20 protein-coding genes and 1 other RNA gene are annotated in these 22138 nt (G+C 41.8%); 14 read left to right on the forward strand and 7 right to left on the reverse strand.

The genetic code is table 11. The annotated features are described in order from the left end of the window. Window positions 1-32 precede the first annotated feature (32 nt). The 4 genes from F607_RS0106565 to F607_RS0106580 all read right to left on the reverse strand — a co-directional run bounded on the left by F607_RS0106565 (window position 33) and on the right by F607_RS0106580 (window position 4789). A complete protein-coding gene (locus tag F607_RS0106565; protein WP_027707451.1) occupies window positions 33-1301 on the reverse strand; it encodes an FAD-dependent monooxygenase in 1269 nt (422 codons plus the stop codon). Window positions 1302-1313: 12 nt separating this feature from the next. Beyond that, window positions 1314-2537 carry a 2-octaprenyl-6-methoxyphenyl hydroxylase gene (gene ubiH / locus F607_RS0106570; RefSeq protein WP_038290379.1) on the reverse strand — a complete coding sequence of 408 codons (1224 nt, stop codon included), beginning with the start codon at window positions 2535-2537 and terminating at the stop codon, window positions 1314-1316. 22 nt (window positions 2538-2559) lie between these two features. After that, window positions 2560-3882, reverse strand: a complete 1323-nt coding sequence (gene pepP / locus F607_RS0106575) for a Xaa-Pro aminopeptidase (RefSeq protein WP_027707453.1) — start codon at window positions 3880-3882, stop codon at window positions 2560-2562. A 313-nt stretch (window positions 3883-4195) separates the two neighbouring features. After that, entirely contained in the window at window positions 4196-4789 is a 594-nt protein-coding gene (locus F607_RS0106580; RefSeq protein WP_051311014.1) for a UPF0149 family protein, read from the reverse strand. A 151-nt stretch (window positions 4790-4940) separates the two neighbouring features. On the opposite strand from F607_RS0106580, the gene F607_RS0106585 reads away from it, so the two are divergent. The 6 genes from F607_RS0106585 (at window position 4941) to F607_RS0106605 (ending at window position 9752) form a co-directional block, all read left to right on the forward strand. Then, window positions 4941-5129 carry a TIGR02449 family protein gene (locus F607_RS0106585; RefSeq protein WP_230400372.1) on the forward strand — a complete coding sequence of 63 codons (189 nt, stop codon included), beginning with the start codon at window positions 4941-4943 and terminating at the stop codon, window positions 5127-5129. Then, window positions 5126-5446, forward strand: coding sequence for a cell division protein ZapA (locus F607_RS0106590; RefSeq protein ID WP_027707456.1), 321 nt, complete (start codon window positions 5126-5128; stop codon window positions 5444-5446). Before F607_RS0106585 ends, F607_RS0106590 begins: the two co-directional genes overlap by 4 nt. A 60-nt stretch (window positions 5447-5506) precedes the next feature. Further along, a non-coding RNA gene (gene ssrS, locus F607_RS33450) (6S RNA) lies at window positions 5507-5687 on the forward strand. A 15-nt stretch (window positions 5688-5702) separates the two neighbouring features. Beyond that, the gene (locus F607_RS0106595) at window positions 5703-6293 is read left to right on the forward strand and encodes a 5-formyltetrahydrofolate cyclo-ligase (RefSeq protein ID WP_027707457.1); all 591 of its coding nucleotides are present in this window, start codon (window positions 5703-5705) and stop codon (window positions 6291-6293) included. A 363-nt stretch (window positions 6294-6656) separates the two neighbouring features. Next, window positions 6657-7130, forward strand: coding sequence for an EVE domain-containing protein (locus F607_RS0106600; protein WP_027707458.1), 474 nt, complete (start codon window positions 6657-6659; stop codon window positions 7128-7130). A gap of 159 nt (window positions 7131-7289) precedes the next feature. Continuing rightward, window positions 7290-9752, forward strand: a complete 2463-nt coding sequence (locus F607_RS0106605) for a sensor domain-containing diguanylate cyclase (protein ID WP_027707459.1) — start codon at window positions 7290-7292, stop codon at window positions 9750-9752. A 42-nt stretch (window positions 9753-9794) separates the two neighbouring features. On the opposite strand, the gene ilvA is transcribed toward F607_RS0106605, so the two are convergent. Further along, window positions 9795-11336, reverse strand: coding sequence for a threonine ammonia-lyase, biosynthetic (gene ilvA, locus F607_RS0106610; protein ID WP_268967633.1), 1542 nt, complete (start codon window positions 11334-11336; stop codon window positions 9795-9797). Between the two features lie 157 nt (window positions 11337-11493). Between ilvA and rpiA the strand changes: the two genes are divergently transcribed. The 3 genes from rpiA to F607_RS0106625 all read left to right on the forward strand — a co-directional run bounded on the left by rpiA (window position 11494) and on the right by F607_RS0106625 (window position 14661). Then, entirely contained in the window at window positions 11494-12171 is a 678-nt protein-coding gene (gene rpiA / locus F607_RS0106615) for a ribose-5-phosphate isomerase RpiA (RefSeq protein ID WP_027707461.1), read from the forward strand. A 144-nt stretch (window positions 12172-12315) separates the two neighbouring features. Next, a complete protein-coding gene (locus tag F607_RS0106620) occupies window positions 12316-13953 on the forward strand; it encodes a tetratricopeptide repeat-containing response regulator (protein WP_027707462.1) in 1638 nt (545 codons plus the stop codon). Window positions 13954-13968: 15 nt separating this feature from the next. Then, window positions 13969-14661 carry a sensor histidine kinase gene (locus F607_RS0106625; RefSeq protein ID WP_027707463.1) on the forward strand — a complete coding sequence of 231 codons (693 nt, stop codon included), beginning with the start codon at window positions 13969-13971 and terminating at the stop codon, window positions 14659-14661. Between the two features lie 75 nt (window positions 14662-14736). On the opposite strand, the gene lpdA is transcribed toward F607_RS0106625, so the two are convergent. Further along, window positions 14737-16875, reverse strand: a complete 2139-nt coding sequence (gene lpdA / locus F607_RS0106630; RefSeq protein WP_027707464.1) for a dihydrolipoyl dehydrogenase — start codon at window positions 16873-16875, stop codon at window positions 14737-14739. A 201-nt stretch (window positions 16876-17076) separates the two neighbouring features. Between lpdA and F607_RS0106635 the strand changes: the two genes are divergently transcribed. Further along, window positions 17077-17781, forward strand: coding sequence for a hypothetical protein (locus F607_RS0106635; protein WP_027707465.1), 705 nt, complete (start codon window positions 17077-17079; stop codon window positions 17779-17781). Window positions 17782-17901: 120 nt separating this feature from the next. On the opposite strand, the gene F607_RS0106640 is transcribed toward F607_RS0106635, so the two are convergent. Then, entirely contained in the window at window positions 17902-18180 is a 279-nt protein-coding gene (locus F607_RS0106640) for a hypothetical protein (protein WP_027707466.1), read from the reverse strand. A 514-nt stretch (window positions 18181-18694) separates the two neighbouring features. Between F607_RS0106640 and lptM the strand changes: the two genes are divergently transcribed. The 4 genes from lptM to F607_RS0106660 all read left to right on the forward strand — a co-directional run bounded on the left by lptM (window position 18695) and on the right by F607_RS0106660 (window position 22135). Beyond that, window positions 18695-18814 carry an LPS translocon maturation chaperone LptM gene (lptM, locus tag F607_RS33455; RefSeq protein ID WP_084611139.1) on the forward strand — a complete coding sequence of 40 codons (120 nt, stop codon included), beginning with the start codon at window positions 18695-18697 and terminating at the stop codon, window positions 18812-18814. Between the two features lie 34 nt (window positions 18815-18848). Then, on the forward strand, window positions 18849-20099 hold the full coding sequence (gene lysA / locus F607_RS0106650; RefSeq protein WP_027707467.1) for a diaminopimelate decarboxylase: 1251 nt from the start codon (window positions 18849-18851) through the stop codon (window positions 20097-20099). 516 nt (window positions 20100-20615) lie between these two features. After that, complete coding sequence (dapF, locus tag F607_RS0106655; RefSeq protein WP_027707468.1) at window positions 20616-21446, forward strand: diaminopimelate epimerase; 831 nt, start codon at window positions 20616-20618, stop codon at window positions 21444-21446. Beyond that, window positions 21443-22135 (forward strand): DUF484 family protein, encoded by a 693-nt coding sequence (locus F607_RS0106660; RefSeq protein ID WP_027707469.1) that lies wholly within the window; start codon window positions 21443-21445, stop codon window positions 22133-22135. Before dapF ends, F607_RS0106660 begins: the two co-directional genes overlap by 4 nt. Window positions 22136-22138 lie beyond the last annotated feature (3 nt).

A 22138-nucleotide genomic window follows, 5' to 3' on the forward strand; every position in this document is an offset into this window, starting at 1 on the left:
TTTATCTTTATCATGAGCTGCTAACGTTTAACTTATAGGCCTACTGCTTTCTTGATCAACTGTTGCTTTAGCCATCCTTGCTTATTTACCCAATTTAGACCTTGGTTTCGCAGCCACCTGACTGGTAATTGTTCACTTTGAAAAGTATGTTGAAAGCTTTCCATTAACCCCATCATCATCAAATTATCAGGCATCCGTTGTCGCTGATAACGTGACAGGATATGTTCACCTCCTGGTGTATCACCTCTATTAGCCGCACGTGAAACTTCTGTCACTAAAGTCAGTGCATCAGCCATACCCAGATTCATACCTTGTCCTGCAAGCGGGTGTATCGTATGAGCAGCATCACCTGCAAGCACGACACCTTTTTTATAATACTGTTTGGCGTGACGTTGGCGTAGTGGAAATGATGCAAGATCATCTATTTCAATGGCATCTCCTAAACACCTCTCAGTAGCCTGTGACAACTGCCTTAAAAGGGTTCTCTTTGACGTCTTAATTAACTCATCTATTTGCGATGCAGGTGCAGACCAGACAATTGAAGTGGTATTCTGGTAAGTGACGTGTTGTTGACCATTCAGATTATTGAGGGGTAATAATGCGAGTGGACCTGTCGGGAGAAATACTTGCCATGCTGTTTGCTGATGATTTTTTTGCCACTTTACTGTTGCGACTAAAGCATGGTGCAGATAATCCCACTCTCTGGTTGTAAACTTTGCTAAACGCCGCACCTGAGACTTGGCACCATCAGCACCAATCACTAATGAAGCAGACAACTCTTGTCCATCATTTAATACAACACTATAGGGATGAGTCGTCACTGGAAAATGAGTATTTTGAGACGTACTAGAAAGAACAGCCGGCGTATTTGCCACTAAAGCCGTCAACACATGTTCACTGTAGACATCAACTGCTGTATCTTTTTCAAGCTGTTGCCAAAGTGCGGCCTGAATGGCTCTGTTTTCAACGATATAACCCAGTTGTGGGCGATGAACCTCTTCTGCCGTAAATTGAATATGTCCTGTTCCTTCACTGTCCCATACAAACATCCGCTCAAATGCACTACTTCGAAATACTTCTATCGTATCCCAAACGTTAAGCTGTTTAAGAAAATCTACAGTGGCTAGGGTTACAGCACTTACTCGGTTATCAATACAATCTCTTTTGGGCCAGGATAGTAATTGATCCAGGGGCTGATGATCGACTATTGCAATTTTATAATCAGTTTGCTGGCTTATCCCCAAAGCAATAGCAGCACCAACCATACCGCCACCGACAATTACAATATCATATGACTTCATTCGTCTTTAGCCCTAGTTGATTTTTGCAGCAGGTAAACCCATTCCCATCGCATGCTGTGTAAAAAAAGATTTGCCTGGAAAGCATAGATCCAAGCCAATTAAACCGAGATTTCTCAATATAGAAATTGAAGGTGTGGTTGCACTAAACCAACGTACCAGTCGATCACTCCACTGAATAGTCAATTGTTGATCAGCCTCTTGACGCTGCACATAGTGATTCAATGTTTTCAGTGAATATAGAGGCTCCCCTCGCATCAACGCTTCCTTAATAACCTCCACCAAGCGAAGTGCATCTCGCAAGGCCAGGTTAAACCCTTGACCTGCCACAGGGTGCAGCTGGTGCGCAGCATTACCCAGCACCACAAGTCCTGGACGTACTTGCTCTGTACTGCACCGTAGGGTAAGTGGATAAATATGTCGAAGACCAATCTTAGCGAATCGCCCCAGCCGATAACCAAAATTTTGCTGCAAGTGTGAGGCAAAATCAGCTTCTGGCATTAATGCCACATCATCAACCATCGCTTCAGGCAGTGACCAAACCAGAGCGCAGTGTTTACCAGAAAGTGGCAATAACGCCATAGGGCCTGACTCCGTAAAGCGCTCATAAGCAATGTTTTGATGAGACTTGCTTAATGCCACGTTGGCTATCAATGCCGATTGATTATAGTGCTTTTCAGTAATATCGATTCCCAGCTGCTCGGTCAACCCTGAACGACCTCCATCAGCAATAATGATAAGGTCAGCAGTAACTGTCTCTGTTGTATCATTACGCTCAATCAGTATAGAGGTGCCTTGATTATTAGGGTGAAGAGCTACCACTTTAGCGGGCATGATAAGCTCGAGCGCCTGCTTCTCTTCAGCAATTAATAAATGTTTAAAAAGCGTTTGCCCCAAGTGTTGGTTGCTTATGACATAACCCAGAGCTGACACCCCCTCATCCTGAGCATGTAATCGTGTAAAACCAAAGTGGCCCTGGTTTGATACATGAATATGCTCAATAGATGTTGCTTGACTATTTAGCTCATCCCACAACCCTAGCTGCTCAAATAATAAGCGAGTGCCCCATGCTAACGCGGTTGACCGGGCATCAAAACTAGGTTGCAAATCGACTTGAGGCGCAGCAGGAAATGGTGATGCTTCAATCAATGCAGTTTTTTGCGGCAATATTCGAGACAGCGTATGTGCTAGTGTCGCACCAACCATTCCTCCACCAATTATGACTACAGGAAAGTGCATCAACATCCCCTCAACTCAAAACTCACTGAATTGGCTGCATCAGTGCTTCTATTTCATGTACGTGTTTCGGTACCTCACTGGTTAATACTTTATGCCCAGTTTCAGTCACCACAACATCATCTTCAATACGTACCCCAATCCCGCGCCACTTGGGATCAACATCAATATTGTCAGGTGCGATATAAATGCCTGGTTCAATGGTTATCACCATTCCAGGTTCTAAATCACGCCATTGTCCTGCAATGCGATAGTCACCAACATCATGAACATCCATACCAATCCAATGACTGGATTTATGCATATAGAAAGGCTTATAAGCTTCGTCTTCAATTAACTTATTCACATCGCCCTTCAGAATTCCAAGCTTAACCAAACCTTCTGTAATCACCCGCACAGTAATATCATGGATATGATTAAACACGGTACCAGGTTTGATAGCTTCAATGGCTTCAAGCTGAGCAGTCAGTACCAACTCATATATAGCTTTCTGTTCTTCTGAAAAACGTCCATTTACCGGGAAAGTACGGGTGATATCTGCGGCATAATGATCAAGCTCGCAGCCTGCATCTATAAGAATGAGTTCACCATCCTTAAGCAGACAATCATTGTTGGTATAGTGCAAGATACATGCATTCTCCCCACCACCCACAATACTGGGATAGGCCGCAAAGCGTGCACCTGACTGCATAAATTCATGGAGCATCTCAGCTTCTATCTGGTATTCATATATGCCGGGCCGACAGGCACGCATTGCTCTTAAATGTGCTTTTGCAGAGATTTCTCCAGCCTCAGCCATCACTGCTATTTCTGCTTCACTTTTAAACAACCGCTGTTCATGCAGAATATTTTCAAGGGCAATAAACTCACCTGGAGGCTGAGCACCTTGCTTCGTTTTAGACTTAATGGACTTTATCCATCCCATTAAACGACGATCAAAGGCTTCATTGGCTCCAATGGCATAATAAACTCTGGAGCGCCCTTCAATTAAACCCGGTAAAATTTCGTCAATATCATTAATGGGAAAGGCATCATCCATAGCATAATCAGCAACAGCACCTTCCTGACCTGCACGCCGACCTTCCCACAGCTCTTTTTCAGGGTCTTTTTCCTGGCAAAAAAGTACAGCCTCGCCATGAGATCGACCAGGAATTAATACCAAAACTGATTCCGGCTCAGCAAATCCAGTTAAATAGTAAAAGTCACTATCTTGGCGATAAGGATGTTCCACATCACGATTGCGAGGCTGCAGAGGTGCTGAAGGTAAGATGGCAATGCTATTTGCTTCCATCTCAGCCATTAACGCACTCCGACGATGCTTATATTCTACTGCTGTAATTTTTTTCATTTAGATTCCCTATGATTACCAAGTTGAGCAACCCACCATCTTTCCGGACTCACAGCTACTGTCTTCTTTGCTCAAAAATACCTTACCTAACGTCATTTATATAAATTGTGATGTCAACGTTCTCGACTTTGGCCATTTAGAAGCTAAGGCATTGCAGGTAAAGCAATACTGTTAGTGGTTATAACCTGAATTAACTCATGTCTAATGAAAACCATGATATGAATTAATTCTAACCCGTTGTTTCTAATAGCTTATTTTTAGCCGTCATGTGTATTCAATAATGGCCAAAGCCGAGAACGTTAACAAGCAAACATTAATGTTTTTTCTTAGGCTCGCTTGATTGCCCCTTTTTTGAGTCCACAGGTTTATTAAATTCTGTATACACTAGTAACGCTGCCATACGCACATATTCAATAATTTCAGTTAAGTCTGATTCGTTACCATCACTATCTTCCAGCTCTGTTTCCAGCTGAGCAATTTGAGCAAAATCACGAAGTATGCCAATAACTTCCTCAGACAGCGATGACTGAATAGCACCGCCTAAACCAAACCCTGCTAAAAAGCTTTGAGACCAACCCCCAATAGCTCGAGCTTGAGCTGTTAATGACTCTGAGTCATCTGGTAAAAAAGGCTGAAAGCCAAAGGCTTGATCTTCCAGTGCAGTAATCACATGGTCATACAGATTAATTAACGTAACCTTTGCCTCATCCGTTAATGCATCAATATCCATCATTTTTTGTGCAACTTGTAACCATGCATCTGGCTGAAAACGTTTTCCAGAACACAAATACCCCGTCAGCTGACCATGAAGCTCTGCTGGGGTTTGAATTGACTTTAAGCTAGAAAACAATTCAAACAAATTGTCATAGTCAAGGGCTTTCTCGTCATGATGAGGATTATTGACCATATATTAAACCTATACCCGCCAATTAATTGGACTAATGCTATCATTTCAATCTGTAACACTGTACCAAAGATTGACCCTTTTCATCAGGCAATCTATAGTAACCGCTGATATTACGGCTAATCTAAAGGCTATGGATGAACAATTAAATCTCATGCTTCATCACAAAATCGATGAGCTTCTAGCTCTATGCCAGGAATTACTAGAAGAAAACCAAACGCTTAAAGCAAGTGAGCAAGCTTGGCGCGAGGAACGGGCACAACTCGTCGAGAAGAATGAACTCGCACGTAGCAAAGTTGAAGCCATGATCAGCCGACTTAAAGCTCTGGAACAAGAATCATGAGCAATTCTGCTGTTAATACCACAACTGTAAGTATTTTAGATAAAGATTACCGCGTTAGCTGTGGAGATGGAGAAAAAGCCGCTCTAGTAGAGGCCGCTAATTACCTCGACAGTAAAATGCGTGATATCCGCGGTACTGGCAAAGTGATAGGTTTAGAACGTATCGCGGTAATGGCTGCACTAAATATAGCCCATGAGTTATTACAACTGGCAAAATCTATTTCTAAAGACCAGGAAGAAACCAAACGTCAGGTGGAACAGATTGTCGAAAAAGTCGATAAGGTGTTACAAGACGTAAATAGTGACCCTGGTTATTGATGCAAAAATTATCTAAAAAAAACCGCGACTATTTTTCTTAAATCATTATAATCTTAAACAGGCTCCCTGGTTTGCAGGCCAGTCACGACTGTCCCTGAGCCGATAATCTAAGTTTAGGAGGCTCCTCGCAAATACTGGCGTGCATGTCCACTTAAAAGTGGAAAGCCCAATGTATTTCAGCAGCCACCACCTTGAACCATGGGTTCAAGGGCTATACTGACAGCGGCAAACCGGGGGTCATTTTCTCTCATATGATATGAACCCAACTCGAAAAACACTCCGCACAACACTACGTCAAAAACGTCGCCAACTATCCAAACAGCAACAACAGCTTGCCAGTGAACACCTGTTAACCCACCTGAAAAAAAATCTCACATTTATTAAAAGCAAAACAGTTGCTGTATATATCGCAAGTGATGGCGAAATTAATTTAACACCCACCATTCGCTTTTTATGGAAATTAGGCAAACAGGTATTTTTACCTGTGCTTCGACCCGATACACATAACAAGCTATGGTTTGTACATTATCAACCGCATACCAATTTAATTCTGAACAATTTCAATATTCCTGAGCCAACCCGTCGAGGTAATAGCATTATTGCGCCTTGGGCACTCGATCTGGTCCTTTTACCTCTGGTTGGCTTTGATATTCATGGCGGTCGTTTGGGGATGGGAGGAGGTTTCTATGACCGAACCTTTGCTTTTATACAGGCAAGACCAACCTTGCGTCACCCCAAATTAATGGGAGTCGCACATGAGTGCCAACGCGTAGATAAATTGCCTGTAGCCAGTTGGGATATACCCTTAAATGCTATCGCTACTGACCAACAGGTATACCACTGTTAGCTACAAGTCAAACTAGCTAGCACTTATTCAGTTGCATGGTGGGAAGATAATGCAAAACTACTTTTAGAGGTGCCCATTAATTTGCACAACCCCCGTAGCTATAACCCCAAATAAAAAAAGTGCGACTAACACCGTCATGAAATCTGGTTTTTTTTGTGTCATGACAACTAACACCACTCATTAAGTTACCGTCACTGGTTAAGAACAATGAGTCATATAACTTTCAATATGAACCCTACAAATAATACGCTAACTGCCGCATTCTACTCTGATAGACAGCATTCAAGTGTGACGCTTACCTCATTGCGTTAGAATAATGAAAATAGAACGAATTTATTTTCCTATTTCAAGGTCTACTTCCAAATGGCTATAAAAACACGCTATTGGCTAATGAAAAGTGAACCCGACGTCTTCAGTATTGATGATCTGTTTGATACCCCTAACCAGTCCGAAGCCTGGGACGGCGTCAGAAACTATCAAGCGCGCAATATGATGCGTGACGAAATGCAGTTAGGTGATTTAGTTTTTTTTTATCACTCAAGCTGCAAACCTCCTGGAATAGTAGGTATCGCAGAGATCAGTAAAACAGCTTACCCTGACCACACAGCATGGGACCCAAGTTCTCCTTATTATGACCCCAAGAGCTCAGCCGAGAACCCTCGCTGGTTTATGGTAGATGTTAAATTTTATAAAAAGTATCCCCGTATGATCACGCTTGAAGAGCTCAAACAACAGCCAGAACTTAATGAAATGCCCCTACTTAAGCGTGGTAGCCGTTTATCCATCATGCCCGTGACGCAATATCAGTGGGAAATCATTAACAAGCTTGCAGAGTAGCACTTTCAGTTTTTCTGCTACATTCCACATGCGCTTCTTTTGTTCGCTCAAACGACAGGCTTTACCGTGAATCGTCGGTAAAGCACCCCTCCCATAGCTTCTGATAAATTGCACTGTGACATGCTAGTCAAGACTAGAGCTGAGGACTATGCTGTTTTTATGGTGCATAAAATCCATAAGTACTTATTGCGGATACAGGGTGTTTTTGCTCAGTGTTATAGCATATTTATTATTGGTGGCTCCGCGACATTAATTGTGGGCGCAGCCTGTTTGCTTGCACTTAGCCAAACAGATTGGGGCGTTTCTATAGCATTAATTCTGCTGGCAAGTGCAACACTCTCCCACTACCTCCATTATTACCGATTTTCTAGTTTACTGGGTGGCCTAACACTGTTAACCACCTTGATTTCTCTGGTAACCCAACTGGTCACTGCAGACTATAGCTCTTTAATAACCTTCGCTAGCTCTCAAGATGTGAGTAACTCACCCCTGGCAAATCTTGCTTCATTGACGGTACTCGGTGCAGGTAGTATTAGCTTTCTGATTAATGAACGTATTTCCCCGTTAAAAAGTCTGCCTTTAACAAGAGGCTTTTTAGCCTGCTGGCCACTCATCTATGGAGCAACTGGTCTCTACGCACTCATACTAGATCTGCCGCCACAATATGGTTTTACCCATTTCTTTTCCATACAGTATGGGGACAACCTGCTGATGAGCCTCTGTGGTTTAACCCTGCTTATTGAGCACACCCCTTGGCAAGAATATCAAGAAGAGCGTGTGCCAGCCTGGGTACCACCTTATTTTGGCTTAATCATGATTTTAGTGTCTCTCCTCGGCTACATGATTCTTGAAAAGAAAGACTACAATTTTTTAAAGCAAACCACCCAACACACTACCCAGCAGCTTGCCACAGAATTAACACGATCATTAAATGCCCAGAGCAATGCATTGCAACGAATGGCTAATCGCTGGTCAGTGCAAAAAACAATACCAAAAAGTGCGTGGCTTGCTGATGCCAATAATCTGCTAAAAGACTTTCCTAACTTTCAAGCCCTTGAGTGGATGGACCAGGACTATACCATTCGCTGGGTTGTTCCCTTGGAATCTAATCAAAAGGTCGTTAACTTTCGAGTGCCTCCCAGTAACCCAGCTATCTTTCACCTAAGAAGAGCTTTCACCCAGCAAAGCAGTGTAACCACCCAAGTTATTCCATTAGTGCAAGGTGGGGAAGGGTTTATAAATTACACACCTATTTTTGACCAAAAAAATAATTTTTATGGTTTTATTGTAGGTGTTTTCCGCGTCAAATCCGTGATTGATAGCTTACTGTCTAATCAATCTGATTATGAAGGATTTGCTTTCAAAGTGATTGAGAGTGGCAGAATTATTTACCAGACCAATTATTTAGAAGGGTATGACCAAAATGCAGCAATAAAAATCAGCACAAATATCAATGAACACTCACCATGGACTATTTATGGTTATCCTTCTTTTGCAATAAGCCAAAAAAGTCATTCTCTTTTGCCTTTAACAGCATTTATTGCAGCAATCTGTTTAAGTGGTTTTTTCACTTTATGCTTATCAACTTTACGTAGAGTTTATATAGAAAGCGAAAAAGCCCAAAAAGCTAATGATAAGCTTACCTACGAAATTGAAGAGCGCCAGCGGATTGAAGAACAGTTTCAAGAGCAAACATTACAACTGGATTTATTTACTAATTTAGTCAACTTATCTCGTGATGCGCTTATTATTGTTGATTACAACACACGCGAGTTGATGTATTACAACAACTCCACATTTACGTCTCTAGGCTACTCTGAACACGAGTTTATGCTGGCATTACAGCATGGCAATTTAGTCGCCAAGAAAATGGAACGTATTATACAGAAAGCCGCATCATCACGAAGAAAACTGACTTCAAGTATTTATCAAATGGAAGTGATTAAGAAGGATGGCTCTGCGCTACAAGTTGAAGTGACAACACGAGCCGCTATTTTAAACCACCGAAAATACCTGTTGGTTGTTGTCCATGATGTCACAGAACATCGTGAACTTGAAAAACGACTTATCACACTTTCAACTCGAGACATGTTAACCGGGGTTTATAACCGCAAACACTTTGAGTCAATGCTGATCAATGAGTGGGAGCGGGCTGCCCGTCAAGCAGAACCCTTAGCCCTTATGATCATCGATATTGACAACTTCAGATTTTATAATGAAGCTCATGGTCACCAACAAGGCGATATTTGTTTAAAAGATGTCGCGAATATTTTGAAACGCTCAATCACTCGTAGTGTTGATGTATTAAGCCGGTTCGAAGGACAACAGTTTGTAGCCTTGCTGCCCGAAACCGATCAATGTGGGGCAGAGGAAATAGCGCGCAGAATTCACAATAACTTACATGATGCCCATATTCATCACCCACTTTCCAGCATCGCTTCATTTGTCACTGTATCAATAGGCTTATCAGCTGGCATTCCTGAACCAGGCTCTTGTAGTCAAGACTTAGTTAAATTTGCCCAAAAAGCACTAGCACTTGCCAAAAAAAGCGGCTGTAACCAAACTGTTAGTAATGAACATGTTCAGCCAAACCTTCGCGAGATTAAAGGTAAAAAACAATAGGACAGCTCACATAGCGTGAGCTATACCCTTCTCTAACAGCTTCTACCCCAAAAACAATTGATAGGCAGGGTTTTCTGATTCAGGCCAATAGTGATAGCCAATCTCCTCTAGAAATGCAGGCACTTGCTCCCGCTCATTCAAAGGTACTTGCAAGCCAACACATACCCGGCCATAAGCTGCTCCGTGATTCCGGTAGTGAAACATAGAAATATTCCAGCGTTGACCCAGTTTATTTAAAAATCGCAATAAGGCACCAGGTCGCTCTGGAAACTCAAACCGATAAACAACTTCATTATCTACAGCTGTTGTATGTCCGCCCACCATATGACGTATATGGAGCTTGGCTAACTCATTATCTGTTAAATCAGTAACCGCATAACCCTGCTTTTGTAGTGATTGAATAATTACTTTTGCTTTATCTTGTGGGCCAATACCCGTTTGCACACCGACAAATATTTGAGCTTCACGTTCCGTATGATAACGGTAATTAAACTCTGTAATATTGCGCTTACCTAAGGCCTGACAAAATGCTTTAAAGCTACCAGGCTTTTCTGGAATGGTAACCGCAATGATTGCTTCCCGCCGCTCACCAAGCTCAGCCCGCTCAGAGATATAACGTAGCCGGTCAAAATTCACATTGGCACCACTATCAATGGCTAATAATGTTTGCCCATGTATTTTGTGTTGCTCCACATATTTCTTTACACCGGCAACACCTAGCGCGCCAGCAGGCTCGCAAATAGAGCGGGTATCATCATAAATATCTTTAATTGCTGCACATATTTCATCTGCTGTCACTGTAATAACATCATCAACATAGTGCTGGCAAACCTTGAACGTTTCTTCACCTATCTGTGCAACCGCCACCCCATCAGCGAAAATACCGACTTGAGACAATACGACACGCTCACCAGCCTGCATAGCAGCGTGTAAACAAGCAGACTCTTCAAATTCCACACCAATAATTTTAATTTCTGGACGAAGATATTTTACATAAGCGGCAATACCCGCAATCAAACCACCGCCACCGACAGGAACAAAAATTGCGTCAAGTTTGCCTGAATGCTGACGTAAAACCTCCATGGCAATGGTACCTTGGCCAGCAATGGTATCTACATCATCATAAGGGTGGATATACACATAACCATGCTCTTTCACCAGCTTTTGAGAGTAAGCTAAGGCTTCGTCAAAAGCATCGCCATGCAAAATAACCTGAGCACCTCTGGCTTTAACAGCACGCACTTTAATTTCAGGTGTTGTTTGCGGCATCACAATCACCGCCTTAATACCTAACTTTTTCGCGGCTAGTGCAAGCCCTTGCGCGTGATTGCCAGCAGATGCAGCAATCACCCCTCGGGCTTTTTCAGATTCAGATAATTGAGCAACACGGTTGTAGGCGCCACGAATTTTAAAAGAAAAAACCGGCTGTAGGTCCTCTCGCTTAATTAAAATCGTATTTTGAAGACGCTTTGATAAAAAAACTGCCTGATCAATCGGGGTTTCAACGGCCACATCATAGACTGGCGCTTCTAATATTTTTTTAATGTATTGCTGAAGCATGACATCCTTCTTTACAACACTCATTAATTTTATGGAAGGTGTACTATTCTATAACGTATTAGTCACAGTGTGCAGCGTCAATATCCCTAATCAATAGAAACGCTTGCTTTGAATGGGATTAGCCAGACCGAAAGGTATATAATTCCTGCCGTAAAGATTTTTAAAGCAAAAGGTATTATTCATGTCTGTTAATCAGGACCAGCTCAAACAAGCTGTGGCATTAGCTGCCTTAGAGCATATCAAACCCCACATAGAACAAGACAGCATCATTGGTATTGGTACCGGCTCTACCGCAAACTTTTTCATTGACGCACTGGCTACCATAAAAAATCAGTTTGATGGGGCTGTTGCTAGCTCTGAAGCCAGTGCTGAACGCTTAAAATCCCATGGTATCCCTGTTTACGACCTCAATACAGTAAACTCCTTAGAGTTTTATATTGATGGAGCAGATGAGAGCAATCACCAACTCCAGCTTATCAAAGGAGGTGGTGCAGCGCTCACACGAGAAAAAATTGTAGCCGCTGTCGCCAAGTCGTTCGTTTGTATTGCTGATGAAAGCAAGCTGGTTGATGTGTTAGGCACATTCCCCCTACCCGTTGAAGTCATTCCTATGGCTCGCAGCCACGTTGCAAGAGAAATCGTTAAACTTGGTGGCGATCCCCAATACCGTGAAGGGGTAGTGACAGATAATGGCAATGTGATTTTAGACGTTTGGAATCTCAGCATCACCTCACCTCGCGACCTTGAATCTCAACTCAATAATATCGTAGGGGTTGTTACCAACGGTATTTTTGCACTTCGTCCCGCGGATGTCCTTTTACTGGGTACACAAGACGGCATCAAAACGATTACTGTCTAAAGCACTACAAACTACTTATCTTCCTCCTCCTCTGTATTGCTAACCCATAAGTAGCAAGGAGGGGGAACCAACCCTTAACTCTATCTGATAGCTGCTATACTGATTGCCAGTAACCATGCTTTTTATAGATGGACTGGATAACTAATGGCATTCATTAATTATAGTGACAAGCGTTTTCTAATTATTGATGATTTTGAAAACTTTCGCTTATCTATCAAAAAGATGCTAGATAGCTTTGGGGTTTCCAAAGTGGATATGGCCATTAATGGGCGAGATGCCGTACTTGCCTGTAAAAATCAAGACTATGATGTCATTCTGTGTGACTACAACCTTGGTTCAGGAAAAAATGGCCAACAAGTACTTGATGAGCTGCGCTACACTCGACGCCTCAAAAATACCAGCCTGTTTTTATTGATCACCGCAGAAGCCACAAAAGATATGGTATTAGGTGCATTAGAGCATCAGCCCGATGCTTATTTAACAAAACCTATTACTCAGTCTATGCTTAAAAACCGCCTCGACAGGCTGATGGATGAGCATTACCACGTTTTACCGATAAAAAAAGCTATCGATCAAAACAATATTAAACAAGCAATTAAAGAATGCCAAAAAGTGTTGAGCAAGGACTCAAGAAGTCATAAGTGGTGTACTCGTAAATTGGCAGAACTCTATTATCAAAATAAAGATTATGATGAAGCTGAGCAGATTTGCCAAAAACAATTGGAAGAAAGAAAGCTAGACTGGCCTTATTTAACCCTTGGCAAAGTCGCAGCAGCCCGCAAAAATTATCCACAAGCTCTGGAGTATTTTAATCAGCTTTTAGCTATAAACCCTCAGTATGTTAACTGCTATGATGAAATAGCAGCAACTTACCTGGCTGTTGGTGAACCAAACAAAGCGCAGCAAGCTATCATGACTGGTGTACAAATTTCACCACGATCCGTACACCGGCAACTCAAACTTGCAGAAATTAGTCGCCAAAATGATGACCTTGATACTGCAACTCAAGCCTACCGAAATACTGTAGAGCTGGGTAAAAACTCAATTCACGATGCTGTAGATAATCACCTCAATTTTGCACGTTGTTTATCTGACAATGCTGAACATGATAATTCGAAAGAAGGCAAACTCCAAGCTAAAGAAGCTTTAAATATTTTGGAACAAATAAGTAAAAAATATAAAGATGACCCAAAACTAATGATACAGTCAGCAATGATAACTTCCCGTGTTCATGCTGGCCAAAATAACAAAGACGATGCAGAAAAAGCCTTAAACTCAGCCTTAAAAGCAATGGAAAACATGGGTGATGGAGCTAATCCTAATACCCAGTTGGAAATGGCAAAAACACTCTTTGCCAATAACCGTACAGAAGATGCCGAAAACATATTAAGACAAGTAATTGCAGAAAACCCTGATAAGCAAGATTTAATTGACCAGGCCAACGCACTTTTAGATGAACCTGTCAGCATTAAAAATCGTATTAAAGCGGCAGCCATTAACTTAGAAGCCATTACAGCTTACGAGCAACAAAACTTTACCACCGCCATCGAAAAATTCACTGAAGCACTTAAGTTCTCTTCAAGGCACCCTGGACTCAACTTAAATCTTATTCAAGCCTATCTAAAGCAAATGAGCGACTCAGGGCTAGATAAAAAAACGTTAGATAAGTGTCAAACTTATTTAAATAATGTAAACCATATACATGCATCGCATCCTCAATTTGAACGTTATGAAGCACTAAAAAGCAAAATAGCTTCACTGCGACAAAAACTATCAGCATAGTCTTTGGAGATCATTATGGCAGATGTTCCTACTTTAGATTTCTCTCTAGTGCTTGCTGCTACAGTGCATGATATGAAAAATTCTCTTGGCATGCTACTAGGTTCTATCGAAGAAACAGTTGAGCAATTTCCCCCTGAAACACAACAACAAGCACAACATTATGCTTTATTACATTATGAAGCTTCTCGCGTTAACAATGACTTAATTCAACTACTTGGTTTATATCGATTAGACCAAAATCAACTTTTATTACAAATCGAAGAACACTTTGTAATGGATTTATTAGAGGAGCAAACACTCCGTAATAAAATATTATTTGATGCAAGGAATATAAGCCTGGAAGTTGACTGCCCTCCTCATTTAAGCTGGTACTATGACCGAGATTTAGTTGCCTGTGTGATTAATAATGTTTTAGTAAATACCCTTCGTTACACCAACGATCAAATTAAAATCACAGCACAAGCAACCCACGAGTTAACCATAGAAATCGCCGACAATGGCCCTGGTTATCCAGATCATATGCTTATTGATCCACTACACTATCACTCACAAAAGTCTATTAATACCCATACTGGCAGTACACATCTTGGACTGTATTTTTCCCAGCGTATTGCCCAGCTTCATACTCAAGAAAAAAGTACTGGCTACATTCAACTTGAAAATAACAGTGAATTAGGCGGTGGTGTCTTTAAACTGGTTTTACCATAACATACGACTTTAACTTTTTATTTCCCACGCCTATTATCTCGTACACCTATATCAGTCATGCGAAGGGTATAGCCATCACCCCCCAGAATGCTTTTCTTGACGTTCCCATTGATGATACCGCGTTATCCACTTAAGCAGCTTTTCGGGAGCATGAGCCTTCTTCCACACACCTGCTGCATATTTATTAGCCTCAGACAGTGTGGGATAAATATGAATAGTACCCAATATTTTATTCAGTCCTAAACCATGCTTCATTGCAGAAATATATTCAGTAATGAGTTCGCTAGCATGATACCCGACAATAGTCACACCTAATATTTTATCTTTACCGGGTTCTGTGAGTACCTTGACAAAACCATGAGCCTCTTCATCAGCAATTGCCCGGTCTAAGTCATCAATCCCATATCGAGTGACTTCATAAGCAATATTTTGCGCTTGCGCTTCCTGTTCATTTAAACCAACGCGTGCCACCTCAGGGTCAGTAAATGTTGCCCAGGGAATAACACGGTAATCCACTTTAAACTTTTTAAACCGTCTAAAAAGGGCATTTACTGCTGCATACCATGCCTGATGAGAAGCTGTATGGGTGAACTGATAAGGACCAGCGACATCACCACAGGCATATATGTTTGGAAACTTCGTTTGCAAATAGTCATTCACCGCGATAGTTCCACGCTCAGTTACTGCTATATCAAGAGCATCCAGCCCCAGGCCTGCAGTATTTGCCTGACGGCCCACGGCGACTAAAACCAAGTCAAAGCCTAATGTTTGCTGCTCACCATTGGCTTCTAAAATTAGTTGTTTTTCTCCATTTTTGAGCAAAAATTCCACCGGTCGGTGACCAACCAATACATTTATACCTTCTTCTATGAATTTCTGCTGAATTAATGCGGAGACCTCTTCATCTTCCCGAGGCATCAAGCGCGATGCTATGTCTACTTGGGTTACCTTTACCCCAAGTCGCGCAAAAGCTTGCGTTAACTCACAGCCAATGGGACCTCCACCAATTACAAGCATACGCTCTGGGCGTTCACGAATACGCCAAATCGTGTCAGAGGTGTAATAGTCCATTGACTCTAAACCTGGAATTGGCGGTACCATGGGGCGAGCACCTGAGGCGATGATAATATTTTTTGTGGTGATGGTTTTCCCATCGATATCTACAGAGTAAGGGGTTTTAATCGTTGCTGTTCCAGTTATACACTCAACCCCTAATGACGTATAACGCTCAATAGAATCATGAGGTTCGACTTTTTGAATGACCTGATGCACACGCTCCATCACTTTGGCAAAGTCCACTTTCACTTCTGGTGGCGTGATACCATAGGCTTCTGCTCTTTGAAAGTAGTGCGCCATTTTGGCAGACCTTAATAATGCTTTCGAAGGCACACAGCCTGTGTTTAAACAGTCACCCCCCATTTTGTGACGCTCAACCAATATGACCTTTGCTTTTACTGCTGCGGCTATATAAGCCGAAACTAAACCAGCTGATCCAGCCCCAATCACTAATAAGTTAGTATCAAAATGAGCGGGGCGAGGATAAGGCTTCAGCACTTTATGCTGCTGCCAGCGGGATATAGCCGCTTTAGCCAACCAAGGGAATATGCCGAGTAACACAAAGGCCACTATAATTTCCGGCTGTAATACACCTTTTATTGATAGCTCCTCTACTTGTGTCAGACTTGCTCCTGCCCCCACATAAACAAGTGTGCCTGGTAACATTCCTATCTGACTAACGATAAAGAAACGTCCAACCCGCATTGGGGTTAATCCCATAACCAGGTTAATCACAAAAAATGGAATCGCTGGAATTAAGCGCAACGTAAAAAGGTAAAAATCACCTTCTTGACGGATACCCTTGTTAATGGTTTTCAAATAGCTTGCAAAGCGGTTTTGTACCCAGTCATGAAGTAACGTGCGCGATAGCAAGAACGCTAAAGTAGCGCCAATAGTACTGGCAAACGATACCAAAATCGTGCCGTGTAACAAGCCAAAAATAACACCCGCAACTAATGTCATTAACGCGGCACCAGGCAGCGACAAGGCAGTAACCGCTACATAAATACAAAAGAAGATGAGCGCCGTTTCTATTGGGTTTTGCTCATAAAGTGACTGGAAGAAGGTGACAGAAAGATACTGCTCCAGATCTAGCAGAAAAAAAAGAGCAATGGCAATAGCAACACCTGTTGCCAATATCAATTTTGATTTTTTCATTGACTGTCCTGCGCTGTGGGTATGCTACCCATTTTATACGATCATAGGTTCTGACCTGATTACACTGTGTTTTATTTCAAAAACTAACATTCTCCGATGACCTTACTATTTCCAGCTTGCCAAAGTGTGAGGTACCCCCAGCCACCTTCAGCGCTTAGCAGGTAAAGTACCAAATCATCATGTCAGTGGGGGGCTAGTCAAATGAAGCAACGCTTGAGTACAAAGCTATGGCATATTACCTGTGCCCTATTCTGCCCCCTGCTGCTGAGTCTTCTGGCACAAGCCTCATCATCGGTCTCAACAAGTGCTCAACATTATTCTACTAACACTACACTTGTTACTAACGACAGCTGCCAAGAACAGTTTTGTGAGTTTATTGCACTAGAGCAACCGTGGCCTGCCAAAGTCGTTGCGCCTCCTCAAGCGACTACCCTGTTATTTGATGCCTTTCGACTCAGAATCAGCGGTCCCTTTTCATCAATTAGCCAAACAGAAAGTGAACTATTCCTTAAACAACGAGCAGGCTTTTCCCTTGCATTGCAAATACTGACGCTTGATGATTACCCTGAGCTTAAAAATAGCTCGATTAAAGCCAGTGATATTCCAACCATTATGTTCGAAACTCCTCGTAAAAAAATATTACAAGAAAAACAATCAGCAACTCGTGCACTTAAATTAGGCTTATATAAAGCCGCAAGACATACTGACTTTAAAACATTCGATCAAGTATCAGTGATTCGTAACGAGAATATTAAAGGTTTTTTAATTAAAGGGGACAATATTACCTTTAACTATGCAGCTTACTTTATCGATTTAAATATACCCGATAAAGTCTATCGAATTGAGTTTAGCCATGGCAACAAGCGTAGTTGGTTAGATTTGCTTGGATCAATGTCTATTAATTAAAAACGCTTAATTATATCCCTCTCAAATCAGTTTATATCAAAAAACTTCTTCTTTAAAAATAAAAGAGAGCCAAAACACTGGCTCTCTTTTTTAAAATTATACTTTTAAACTACAGTATAATTAAGGATCAACTTTATCTAAGTTCTTACGGATAAAGTTTTCGATAGTTTGACAAGCAAGGAAAGGAGAACGCTCAGTAACCGTAATAACTGCTTCCTTACCAACGATAGTGTATTCACCTTTCACTGTACCAAAAACAGGTACAGAAACGCTGAATCTACCAGACTGAGTATCACCTTCCAATGTCCCACCATTACCGTCAATCATAGCTTTTACACGATTGTAAATATCTTGTGGTTGGCCATTAAACGCTACTTTAAAAGGTGCACATGATGCCATAATTAATATCTCCTTATTAATTATAAAAAATTTATTTACCAGCTCTCAGACATTGACTATTTATTTGTTTCAAGCCCCTGCTGAAGCTGAAATCAATAATACGCACCTCTAAAAAAAAGATAATTTGGAAAAAACTCCATAGAGTTTTTCTTTTCTAGGCTAAAGGGCACCTCTAAAAATAGTGATTTTTTTTGTAAGAGCAAGGAAGCACTGCACAGAGGACCGCAGTGTATATGGAATACATGAGGATTCGAGTACAGCGCTGACATAGCTATTTCGAAAAAAGTGCATTTTTAGAGGTGCCCTAAAGGGAATTTTGATAAAAAAGGCGTATATCTATATTCGCCACTAAAACATTCTTAACAATATTCAATTGACCACTTGTGAAAGACCATTCCTGAATTATGTATACCCAAAGTACAGGAATGAATTAGAATCAGCGTCTAAATAGCCAGCTCGGCATTGACAAGGTATACTATTTCTTTTGAATATCTACTGGATAGGAGCAAGTGTGATGCGTATCATCTTCTCAATGGTTTTGCTGCTGTTACTGTCCGGCTGCGGCCAAAAAGGTCCTTTATATTTGCCAGACGAATCAGAACAACAGCAAGCGACTGAAGAAACAGCTGAGTAAAAAATCACAACCAGACAGGTGTACTTAGGTCATTATGGATCACTTTCACTATCAAGACGGTGAACTCTTTGCAGAAAATGTTCCCGTCGCTAAGATAGCCGCACAATTTGGCACCCCTACTTATATCTACTCGCGTGCTACACTCACTCGCCACTTTCAAGCTTATCAGCAGGCATTGGGTAAACACCCACACTTAATCTGTTTTGCAGTTAAAGCTAATGCCAATATTGCCGTACTTAATGTGCTGGCTAAGTTAGGTGCAGGATTTGATATTGTCTCCGTGGGAGAGCTAGAAAGAGTGCTATCGGCGGGAGGTGATCCCAAAAAAGTTGTTTTTTCAGGTGTCGGCAAACAACCTCATGAAATGCGCCGCGCATTATCTGTTGGCGTATACTGCTTTAACGTTGAGTCCATTGCTGAGCTGGAGCAACTGCAGGCTGTGGCCAGTGATATGGATACCGTAGCCAATATTTCCATTCGCGTTAACCCTGATGTTGATCCACAAACCCACCCTTATATTTCTACTGGGTTAAAAGAAAATAAGTTTGGTATTGATATCAATGAAGCGGTTGCCGTTTATGAGCAAGCATCTCGCTTAAGTCACATTAGCATCAAAGGGATTGATTGCCATATTGGCTCACAGCTGACGTCTCTGCCTCCTTTTCTCGATGCCTTAGACCGACTCCTGGCGTTAGTTGATGCATTAGAAGACAAAGGTATCACTATACACCACCTAGATTTAGGTGGTGGGCTGGGTGTCCCTTACCAAAATGAACAACCGCCCGCACCAGATACCTATGCGAGCGCTATTTTGAAACGCCTAGGTGGCCGCTCTTTAGAGCTTATTTTCGAGCCTGGTCGCTCTATTGCTGCTAATGCAGGTATTCTCATCACTCGGGTTGACTATTTAAAGCCCACTGCAACAAAACATTTTGCCATCGTCGATGCTGCTATGAATGATCTGTTGCGACCAGCACTTTACCAAGCCTGGCAAGAAATTATTCCTGTCACTCCACGGCATGACTGTCCACCACACACCTATGATGTCGTTGGCGCCATCTGCGAAACCAGTGATTTTTTAGGTAAAGACCGCGAGCTAGCCATTCAGCCTCAAGACTTATTAGCGATCCGTTCGGCTGGAGCGTACGGCTTTGTTATGAGCTCCAACTATAATACGCGCAACCGAGCAGCTGAAGTCATGGTAGATGTTGATCAGTTTCATTTAATTCGCAAGCGAGAAACGATTACCGAGCAGCTTGCCAATGAGCAGTTATTACCAGAGTGAATGCACCAAACTCAGATTTTCTACCCTTAGAATGTAAGGTACATACCACGCTAGCCTGAGCTAAGGCTAGCCATAAAGTTTGGACGTGCACCATAGTAGCCACAAAAATAACAAACAAACCTGGTGTTAATACACTACAAGTACTGTTAGGCTTAAGGCTAACGAAAAGCCACTAACCAGAATAGATAGATAGCTACAACAAGTGCTGTACTATCATTTACAGGCTTTTTAATCCCAGATCAGGGGAACATACTCAAGAAATACATAGCTATACCCAATACGAATGGTTTTTAGGTGCGGCCATCGAGTGACAAAGTGTTATGAGACTATATTACCTATGAGCATAAATTACCCATGAGCCTATATTAATAGGTGATTGAGGTAAGGAGTGAAGATAACAAAACCTAGAAATCATTCGTGAAGGGTATATGTTCTATTAAATTCAATGAGTATTATCACTAGATAATTACAACAGACCTGTTTTCATAAAGTATTTAAGAATTGAGACTACTTTAAATGCTACTTCGTTTCACCAAAATGCACGGATTGGGCAATGACTTTATGGTAATCGACCTGGTTACCCAACATGCTCGTCTCACTGAAGAAAAAATCAAACAGCTAGCCAACCGGCACTTTGGTATTGGCTTTGACCAACTGCTTATCGTCGAACCCCCTTCAAAACCAGATGTAGACTTCAAGTACCGTATTTTTAATGCTGACGGGTCTGAGGTTGAGCAATGTGGAAATGGTGCTCGGTGCTTTGCCCGCTTTGTTAGAGACCGCAAATTAACCAGCAAGCGAACAATTAATGTAGAAACACAAGGTGGAGATATAACGCTTATTGTTCATAACCACAATGATGTTGAAGTGGATATGGGATATCCAATACTTGAACCTGCATTGATTCCATTCCATGCGGAACAGCAAGCCATCACCTATCCTATTAATTGTCACAACCAAACATTTGAAATAAGCGCAGTTTCCATGGGTAATCCTCATATGGTGCTGATTGTCGAGGATATTCTTCAAGCCCAAGTTGAAAAATGGGGTCCATTGCTGGAAAAACATGAATCTTTTCCACAACGTGCTAATGTTGGTTTTATGCAAGTCATTAATTCGCAACAAATTAAGTTACGTGTATTTGAACGTGGAGCAGGGGAAACCCTTGCTTGTGGAACAGGTGCGTGTGCCGCCGTTGTGGCTGGACGCTTGCAAAATCTGTTAGCAGAGCAAGTACAGGTAGATCTGCCAGGAGGCTCATTACAAATAGAATGGCAGGGAAGTGGACACTCAGTGCGTATGATCGGGCCAACAACCCGTGTTTTTGAGGGGCAAGTACGTATATGAAAGAACAGCAACAAACTATACCACAGACATTAATCACTGAAGACGAAGTGGCCGACTACTTAAAAGCAAACCCCAATTTTTTGTATCAACGACCTGATATACTCAAATTACTCGAAATACCTCACCCGTCAGGCGAAGCAACCTCTCTCATTGAACGACAAGTGTCGCTACTTAGAGAACGAAATCTAGAGTTACGCAACCGGCTCAATAAATTATTAGATATTGCCCGTGAAAATGATTCTCTTTTTGAAAAAACTCGCCGCTTGATTACTGAGTTGCTTGAAGCTAAATCCCTTGATGAAATTGGTAAAGTGTGTCGTATTACGTTGAAGCATGAATTTAATGTCGACTTTGTAAGCCTTATATTGTTCTCTGACACTCAAAAACTAAGTGCTTACTACCAAGTTCAACCGCTAACACTTGCTCAGCAAAAAATTTCTATTCTTCTGGCCCAAGATAAACCCGTTTGTGGCGTGCTTCGTCAAAATGAGCAGCAGTTTTTATTCCAAGAACACGCTCAAGTTGTCGGTTCTAGCGCTGTAATTACACTCAGATCTACAGAACCACTGGGAATACTCGCCATCGGTAGTAAAGACAGCAAACACTTTCAAACTGCCATGGGAACACTGTTCATAAGTTATATTGCTGATATATTGAGTCGCGCATTACTTCAATATTGGTCTCATTAACCA

The sequence above is a fragment of the Zooshikella ganghwensis DSM 15267 genome (assembly GCF_000428585.1).
Classification (GTDB): domain Bacteria; phylum Pseudomonadota; class Gammaproteobacteria; order Pseudomonadales; family Zooshikellaceae; genus Zooshikella; species Zooshikella ganghwensis.

What these genes read in the sequence shown, in the direction of transcription:
- F607_RS0106565 (WP_027707451.1), bottom strand. Translation starts at nt 1,301, where the DNA reads ATGAAGTCATATGATATTGTAATTGTCGGTGGCGGTATGGTTGGTGCT.
- ubiH (WP_038290379.1), bottom strand. Translation starts at nt 2,537, where the DNA reads ATGCACTTTCCTGTAGTCATAATTGGTGGAGGAATGGTTGGTGCGACA.
- pepP (WP_027707453.1), bottom strand. Translation starts at nt 3,882, where the DNA reads ATGAAAAAAATTACAGCAGTAGAATATAAGCATCGTCGGAGTGCGTTA.
- F607_RS0106580 (WP_051311014.1), bottom strand. Translation starts at nt 4,789, where the DNA reads ATGGTCAATAATCCTCATCATGACGAGAAAGCCCTTGACTATGACAAT.
- F607_RS0106585 (WP_230400372.1), top strand. Translation starts at nt 4,941, where the DNA reads ATGCTTCATCACAAAATCGATGAGCTTCTAGCTCTATGCCAGGAATTA.
- F607_RS0106590 (WP_027707456.1), top strand. Translation starts at nt 5,126, where the DNA reads ATGAGCAATTCTGCTGTTAATACCACAACTGTAAGTATTTTAGATAAA.
- F607_RS0106595 (WP_027707457.1), top strand. Translation starts at nt 5,703, where the DNA reads ATGAACCCAACTCGAAAAACACTCCGCACAACACTACGTCAAAAACGT.
- F607_RS0106600 (WP_027707458.1), top strand. Translation starts at nt 6,657, where the DNA reads ATGGCTATAAAAACACGCTATTGGCTAATGAAAAGTGAACCCGACGTC.
- F607_RS0106605 (WP_027707459.1), top strand. Translation starts at nt 7,290, where the DNA reads ATGGTGCATAAAATCCATAAGTACTTATTGCGGATACAGGGTGTTTTT.
- ilvA (WP_268967633.1), bottom strand. Translation starts at nt 11,336, where the DNA reads ATGAGTGTTGTAAAGAAGGATGTCATGCTTCAGCAATACATTAAAAAA.
- rpiA (WP_027707461.1), top strand. Translation starts at nt 11,494, where the DNA reads ATGTCTGTTAATCAGGACCAGCTCAAACAAGCTGTGGCATTAGCTGCC.
- F607_RS0106620 (WP_027707462.1), top strand. Translation starts at nt 12,316, where the DNA reads ATGGCATTCATTAATTATAGTGACAAGCGTTTTCTAATTATTGATGAT.
- F607_RS0106625 (WP_027707463.1), top strand. Translation starts at nt 13,969, where the DNA reads ATGGCAGATGTTCCTACTTTAGATTTCTCTCTAGTGCTTGCTGCTACA.
- lpdA (WP_027707464.1), bottom strand. Translation starts at nt 16,875, where the DNA reads ATGAAAAAATCAAAATTGATATTGGCAACAGGTGTTGCTATTGCCATT.
- F607_RS0106635 (WP_027707465.1), top strand. Translation starts at nt 17,077, where the DNA reads ATGAAGCAACGCTTGAGTACAAAGCTATGGCATATTACCTGTGCCCTA.
- F607_RS0106640 (WP_027707466.1), bottom strand. Translation starts at nt 18,180, where the DNA reads ATGGCATCATGTGCACCTTTTAAAGTAGCGTTTAATGGCCAACCACAA.
- lptM (WP_084611139.1), top strand. Translation starts at nt 18,695, where the DNA reads ATGCGTATCATCTTCTCAATGGTTTTGCTGCTGTTACTGTCCGGCTGC.
- lysA (WP_027707467.1), top strand. Translation starts at nt 18,849, where the DNA reads ATGGATCACTTTCACTATCAAGACGGTGAACTCTTTGCAGAAAATGTT.
- dapF (WP_027707468.1), top strand. Translation starts at nt 20,616, where the DNA reads ATGCTACTTCGTTTCACCAAAATGCACGGATTGGGCAATGACTTTATG.
- F607_RS0106660 (WP_027707469.1), top strand. Translation starts at nt 21,443, where the DNA reads ATGAAAGAACAGCAACAAACTATACCACAGACATTAATCACTGAAGAC.